At 66.6% G+C, this 1314-nt stretch carries 2 protein-coding genes; both read left to right on the top strand.

The genetic code is table 11. The features are described 5' to 3' along the window. The first annotated feature begins 64 nt into the window (after window positions 1-64). Window positions 65-376 (top strand): transposase, encoded by a 312-nt coding sequence (locus AB0E63_RS46460; protein ID WP_360381344.1) that lies wholly within the window; start codon window positions 65-67, stop codon window positions 374-376. Next, window positions 373-1272, top strand: coding sequence for an IS3 family transposase (locus AB0E63_RS46455; RefSeq protein WP_360381342.1), 900 nt, complete (start codon window positions 373-375; stop codon window positions 1270-1272). The genes AB0E63_RS46460 and AB0E63_RS46455 overlap by 4 nt, the downstream gene beginning before the upstream one ends. The last annotated feature ends 42 nt before the right edge of the window (window positions 1273-1314 follow it).

The raw sequence follows: 1314 nt of genomic DNA, 5'->3' as shown, positions 1-1314 counted from the left end.
TGGGCCTGACCCGTTTTGACGGACATCCGAGATCAGGAGCTTGTGCTCCGGAAGGATGTTCATCATGGAGTCCATGGGCAAGAAGAAGCCGCGGTCTCGTCGTTCGTTCACTGCTGAGTTCAAGGCGGAGATCGTGGAGCTGTGTCAGCGCGGTGACCGCTCGGTGGGGCAGGTCGCGAAGGACTTCGATCTGACCGAGACCGCGGTGCGGGAGTGGCTGCGGCAGGCCGAGCGTGATGCCGGCACCGGCGACGGCGGGTTGACCACGAGCGAGCGAGAAGAGCTCAACCAGTTACGGCGGGAGGCTCGGCGGCTCCGCGAGGATGTCGAGATCCTCAAGCGGGCCACGGCTTTCTTCGCGAAGGAGACCCGGTGAACTGTTACCCGTTCATCGAGGCGGAGAAGCAGGGTGACCACAGCGTGAAGCGGGCGTGTGAGTTGCTGCAGGTCTCCCGTTCCGCCTACTACGCAGACCGCACCGGCGGCCCCTCGGTGCGCGAGCAGCGCGACGCCGAACTGACCGGCAAGATCGTCGAGATCCACGACGACTCCCGCCTGACCTACGGCTCGCCGCGGATCCACCACGAACTCCGAGCCCAAGGCGAGCGGTGCTCCCGCAAACGGGTCGCCCGGCTGATGCGGGCCGCCGGCCGATACGGGCGAACCCCACGACGATGGAAGAAGACCACCATCGCCGACCCGACCGCCGAACAACGCCCGGACCTGATCGGCCGCGACTTCGGCATCGACCTCGACCAGCCCGCGGCGCTGGACACCCGCTGGTGCGGCGACATCACCTACATCCACACCTGGCAAGGCTGGCTCTACCTGGCCACCGTGATCGACCTCGCGTCTCGCCGGGTCGTCGGCTGGGCGACAGCCGACCACCTGCGCACCGATCTGGTCGCCGAGGCTCTGTCCGACGCGGTGAACCGGCGCCGTCCCGCAGCCGGCGTGGTCTTTCACTCCGACAGGGGCTGCCAATACACATCGAGCCAGTACGCCAACCTGGCAAGGGATCTGGGCGTGACACTGTCGGTCGGACGCAGGGGCCAGTGCTGGGACAATGCCGTGGCCGAGTCCTTCTTCTCCACCGTGAAGACCGAGCTCATCCACCGCCGCGCCTGGCCGACCCGCAAGGCCGCGACCAGCGCGCTCTTCGACTACATCGAGGGCTGGTACAACACCCGCCGACGCCATTCCACCCTCGGCTACCACAGCCCAACGCAGTACGAATCCACCATCATGGTCACCGCCGAGCAGATAGCCTGACCACCTCACATCAACCCTGTCCGTCGAGACGGGGCAAGCCCA

Origin of the sequence: Kribbella sp. NPDC026596, from assembly GCF_040638415.1 — a bacterium.
Classification (GTDB): domain Bacteria; phylum Actinomycetota; class Actinomycetes; order Propionibacteriales; family Kribbellaceae; genus Kribbella.
This window is presented reverse-complemented; position numbering and strand designations above follow the sequence as displayed.

Bases quoted from the DNA above. Each gene is read 5' to 3' on its own strand.
- AB0E63_RS46460 (WP_360381344.1), top strand. From the start codon at position 65: ATGGAGTCCATGGGCAAGAAGAAGCCGCGGTCTCGTCGTTCGTTCACT.